Source organism: Delftia sp. ZNC0008, assembly GCF_000799035.1.
GTDB lineage: Bacteria > Pseudomonadota > Gammaproteobacteria > Burkholderiales > Burkholderiaceae_C > Comamonas > Comamonas tsuruhatensis.
The window spans coordinates 1-5,561 of record NZ_JTKZ01000415.1; the positions used below are offsets into that span (position 1 = coordinate 1).

3 protein-coding genes are annotated in these 5,561 nt (G+C 68.3%); all 3 read left to right on the forward strand.

Features of this window, described 5'->3' with window-relative positions; translation table 11 throughout:
• Nucleotides 1–149: 149 nt before the first annotated feature.
• Nucleotides 150–1,511, forward strand: a complete 1,362-nt coding sequence (locus L995_RS13710; protein WP_047472292.1) for an efflux RND transporter periplasmic adaptor subunit — start codon at nt 150–152, stop codon at nt 1,509–1,511.
• 18 nt (nt 1,512–1,529) lie between these two features.
• Nucleotides 1,530–4,718 (forward strand): efflux RND transporter permease subunit, encoded by a 3,189-nt coding sequence (locus tag L995_RS13715; protein WP_016452871.1) that lies wholly within the window; start codon nt 1,530–1,532, stop codon nt 4,716–4,718.
• A gap of 8 nt (nt 4,719–4,726) precedes the next feature.
• Nucleotides 4,727–5,561 (forward strand): TolC family protein (locus L995_RS13720; protein ID WP_442855513.1); only part of this gene is annotated, 835 nt, incomplete at its 3' end.

Here is a 5,561-nt window from a genome sequence, read left to right on the forward strand (position 1 = left end):
ATTGAACTTGCATGTGTCGGCGCGCTCCGACACCTGCATCATCCTGGATGGTCTTGCCACGAGACTGCGGTGGCATGCCATCCACTTTACAAACAAGAAATATGGGCACTGCACAATCGTGCGATGCCCCCAACGACTTCGCTGTTCCTATGAATTTTGACGTGCCTCTTTCGCCGAGTACGCGCCTTGCGGCGCCTTCCGATTCCCAGCCCGGCGCAGGGCACACACAACCTTCTGCCTCGCTTGCACGCAGCAAGCGCCCCGGTGCTGCCGTGCTGTGCGCGCTGGCACTGGCCGCCAGCCTGGCCGCCTGCTCCAGGCAGGATGCAGCGCCCGCCGCCGCAGCCAAGGCTGCGCCCGAGGTGGGCGTGGTCACGCTGCAAAAGCAGAGCCAGCAGCTGGAGGCCACGCTGCCGGGCCGCACACGCGCCTCGCTGACCGCCGAGGTGCGGCCCCAGGTCTCGGGCATCGTGCAAAAGCGCCTGTTCACCGAAGGCGCCCTGGTGCGCCAGGGCCAGCAGCTCTACCAGATCGACGCGGCCTCGCTGCGCGCCACCGAGGCCAGCGCCCAGGCGGCCCTGGCCAAGGCCGAGGCCAGCGCCCGCACGCTGGAGGCCACGTCGCGGCGCAATGCCGAGCTGGTCAAGATCGATGCCATCAGCCAGCAGGCGTTTGAAGAAAGCCAGGCCGCCGCAGCCCAGTCGCGCTCGGACGTGGCCGTGGCCAAGGCCAATCTGGAGACCGCGCGCATCAACCTCAAGTACAGCCGCATCGAGGCGCCCATCAGCGGGCGCATCAGCCTGTCCACGGTGACGCCGGGCGCGCTGGTGACGGCCAACCAGACGGAGGCGCTGACCTCCATCGTGCAGCTGGACCCCATGTATGTGGACTTCACCCAGTCCACCAGCGAGCTGCTGCAGCTCAAACGCGACTGGGATGCCGGGCGCTTCCAGAAGGTGGAGGGCGACAAGGTCGCCGTGCGTATCCGCCTGGACGATGGCACGGAATACGGCCACCAGGGCAAGCTGCAGTTTGCCGGCGTGATCGTCAATGCCACCACGGGCAGCGTCACGCTGCGCGCCGTGGTGCCCAATCCGCAGGGCCTGCTCATGCCCGGCATGTATGTGCAGGCGCTGCTGCCCACGGGCCTGGCGCCCGAGGCGTTGCTGGTGCCCCAGCAGTCGGTGACGCGCGACCTGACCGGCAAGGCCAGCGTGCTGGTGGCCAAGGCCGACGACGTGATCGAGCGCAGGCCCGTGAACATCGACCGCGCCGTGGGCAATATGTGGCTGCTGCAGGACGGCCTGTCGGCCGGCGAGCGCGTGGTGGTCGATGGCTTCCAGCGCATCAAGCCCGGCGACAAGGTGCGTGCCGTGGAGGTGGACCTGCGCGCCAAGGCCCAGGCCCGCAAGGGCAAGCCGGCCGACGGGCCGGCAGCACCTGGCGCTGCGGACAAGGCGCCTGCTACAGCCCCTGCACCGGCAGCGGCTCCTGCTCCCGCCGCCGGCTAAGCCGCAGGAACCCGTCACATGGCTCAGTTCTTCATCAACCGGCCCATCTTCGCGTGGGTCATCGCCATCGTCATCATGCTGGGCGGCGCGCTGTCCATCTTCACGCTGCCGCTGGAGCAATACCCCGACATCGCGCCGCCGCGCGTGACCATCGGCGCGCAGTACACAGGCGCCTCGGCCGAGACGGTCGAGAACTCGGTGACCCAGATCATCGAGCAGCAGCTCAAGGGCATCGACAACATGCTCTACATGAGCTCCACGTCCGACGCCTCGGGCCGCGCGCGCACCACGCTGACCTTTGCGCCGGGCACCAACATCGACGTGGCCCAGGTGCAGGTGCAAAACAAGCTGCAGTCCGCCGTGAACCGCCTGCCCGACGCCGTCAAGAGCCGGGGCGTGTTCGTGAACAAGGGCGGCCAGGACTTCCTGGTCACCTACAGCTTCTTCTCCAAGGACCCGGCCATGACCGCGGTCGACATCGGCGACTACCTGACCAGCAACCTGGTCGACGTGATCGGCCGGCTGGACGGCGTGGGCGATGTCAACGTCTTCGGCACCAACTATGCGATGCGCATCTGGATGGACCCGGCCAAGATGGAGAAGTACGCGCTGATGCCGTCGGACCTGGTCAATGCGCTGAACTCGCAGAACGCCCAGGTCTCGGCCGGCCAGCTGGGCGCGCTGCCCGCCGTCGCGGACCAGCAGCTGAACGCCACCATCACGGCGCGCACCAAGCTCAAGACGGTGGAGCAGTTCGAGGACATCGTCCTGAAGTCGTCCGTGGACGGCTCGGTGGTGCTCATGAAGGACGTGGCCCGCGTGGAGCTGGGCGCCGACAACCTGACCATCAAGGCCAAGCTCAACGGCCTGCCGGGCGCGGGCATGGGCATCGTGCTGGCCGATGGCGCCAACGCCATGAACGTGGCCGACACCATCGCCGCCAAGCTGGCCGAGCTCAAGCCTTTCTTTCCCAACGAGATCGACTACTTCGTCAGCTCGGACTCCACGCCCTTCGTGCGCGCCTCCATCAAGGAAGTGGTCAGCGCGCTGGGGGAGGCCATGATCCTCGTGGTCATCGTGATGTTCATCTTCCTGCAGAACTTCCGCGCCACGATGATCCCCGCCATCGCCGTGCCCGTGGTGCTGCTGGGCACCTTCGGCGTGCTGTCGCTGGCCGGGTACTCGATCAATACGCTGACCATGTTCGCCATGGTGCTGGCCATCGGCCTGCTGGTGGACGATGCCATCGTCGTGGTGGAGAACGTCGAGCGCGTGATGCACGAGACGGGCATGTCGCCCAAGCAGGCCACGCGCCAGTCCATGCGCGAGATCACGCCGGCCCTGGTGGGCATCGGCGTGACGCTGTCGGCCGTGTTCGTGCCCATGGCCTTCTTCGGCGGCTCCACGGGCGTGATCTACCGGCAGTTCTCCATCACCATCGTCGCGGCCATGGCGCTGTCGGTGTTCGTGGCGCTGACGCTCACGCCGGCGCTGTGCGCCACGCTGCTCAAGCCGCCCGCAGCGGGCGGGACAGGGCATGACCGCCCCATCCGCAGCGGCATCCTGGGGGTGAACGACCGGTTCTTCCGCTGGTTCAACCACCATTTCGACGCCACGGCCGCGCGCTACCAGGGCACGGTGGCGTACTCGCTGCGCCGCGCCAAGCGCATGATGCTGATCTTCCTGGCCGTCTGCGGCGTGGTCTGGCTGTTGATGGCGCGCCTGCCCACGTCCTTCCTGCCCGACGAGGACCAGGGCTTTGTCTTCGTCAACATCAACCTGCCCTCGGGCGCGGCCGACACGCGGCTGCAGGGCGTGCTCGACGAGGTGCGCGACTACTTTGCCAGGCAGCCCGACGTGCTGAGCTTCTACCAGGTCTCTGGCCTGAACGGCGACCAGGCCTCGGCACGCGCCTTCGTGCGGCTGAAGACCTGGGAGGAGCGCCCGCTGCCGGGCCAGTCGGCCTCCGAGATCGCGCACCGGGCGACCCGGGAGCTGGCCTCCATCCGCGATGCGCGCGTGCTGGTCATGCTGCCGCCGGCCGTGCGCGGCCTGGGCTCCAGCTCGGGCTTCAACTTCATGATCAAGGACATGAACGGCCTGGGCCACCAGGCGCTGCTGCAGGCCAAGGAAAAATTCCTGACCGAGGCCCGCAAGCGCCCCGAGCTCACCAATCTGCGCATGACCAACCTGGAGGACGCCAGCGAGCTGCGCCTGGACATCGACGACCGCAAGGCCGCCGCGCTCGGCCTGTCGTACACCGACATCAACAGCGTGCTGTCCAGCGCCATGGGCGGCACCTATGTCAACGACTTCCTGAACAACGAGCGCGTCAAGCGCGTCTACATCCAGGGCGATGCGCCGCACCGCATGCTGCCCCAGGACATCGCCAAATGGACGGTGCGCAACGGCAAGGGCGAGATGGTGCCGTTCAGCGCCTTCTCCAGCAGCTACTGGGCCTACGGTTCGCCCCAGCTCATGCGCTACAACGGCAACCCGGCCTACGAAATGGAAGGCCGCGCCGCGCCGGGCGTCAGCTCGGGCACCGCCATGCAGATCGTCGAGGACATCCTGCGCACGCTGCCGGCCGGCATAGGCTACGAGTGGACGGGCGCCTCGCTGCAGGAGCGCCAGTCGGGCGCGCAGGCGCCGCTGCTGTACGCCATCTCCATCCTCTTCGTGTTCCTGTGCCTGGCGGCGCTGTACGAGAGCTGGACCGTGCCGCTGTCCGTGATGCTGGCCGTGCCGCTGGGCGTGGTGGGCGCGCTGGCCGCCACCTATACGCGCGGGCTGACCAATGACGTGTACTTCCAGGTGGGCCTGCTGACCACGGTGGGCCTGGCATCCAAGAACGCCATCCTGATCGTGGAATTTGCCGTGCAGCTGCAGGAGCAGGGCAAGAGCATCTTCGACGCCGTGGTCTCGGCCGTGCGCCTGCGCCTGCGGCCCATTTTGATGACCTCGCTGGCCTTCGGCTTCGGCGTCATTCCGCTGGCCATCGGCACGGGTGCCGGCGCTGGCGGGCGCAATGCCATCGGCACGGCCGTGCTCGGCGGCATGCTGGCCTCCACGGTGCTGGGCATCTTCCTGGTGCCGGTGTTCTTCCTGCTGATCCGCAGCTGGTTCAAGAGTCACTCGCGCACGGATGAAGAAAGCCCGCAGCAGGCAACCGACTCACCCCATACCACCAAGGAGAGCGCAGCATGAGGCGCCGAATGCACCGTTCCACCCTCGCCGCTGCGGCCGCGCTGGCGGCCCTGCTGTCCGGCTGCAATCTTGCGCCGCAGCACCGCACGCCGGACATGCCCGTGCCCGACACGGTGGGCAGCACCGCAGCCAATCCGGCACAGGCCGACGAGGCCAGCCTGCAGGCGGCCGCCGCGCTGGACTGGGTGCAGTCCCGGCAGCTGCGCGAGGTCATTGCGCTGGCCCTGGCCAACAACCGCGACCTGCGCGTGGCCGTGGAGAACATCGAGCGCGCGCGTGCCCAGTACGGCATCACGCGCGCCGACCTGCTGCCCAGCGTCAACGCCCAGGCCCAGGCCAGCCGTGCGCGCACGGCCGCCGGCATGACCAGCGCCACGCAGGCGGCATCGGTCAGCACCCAGTACACGGCCCAGCTGGGCTTTGCCAGCTACGAGATCGACCTCTGGGGCCGCGTGCGCAACCTCAGCGAGGCCGCGCTGCAGCAGTTCCTGCAAAGCGAGCAGAACCGGCGCAATGTGCAGATCGGCCTGGTGGCCGACGTGGCCAACGCCTGGCTCACGCTGGCCGCCGACCAGGCCCGCCTGCAGCTGGCACGCGACACCCTGGCCAGCCGCGAGAAGGCCTACGAGCTGACGCGGCGCATGCATGAGATAGGTTCGACTTCGGGCCTGGTGCTGGCCCAGAACCAGACCACGGTGGACACGGCGCGCGGCGACGTGGCCAGCTTCACCTCCCAGGTGGAGCGTGACCGCAACGCCCTGCAGTTGCTGGTGGGCGGTCCGCTGCCCGACAGCCTGCTGCCCGGCGCCGCCACGCTGCGCGCCGGCGCCCAGCCTGCCGCGG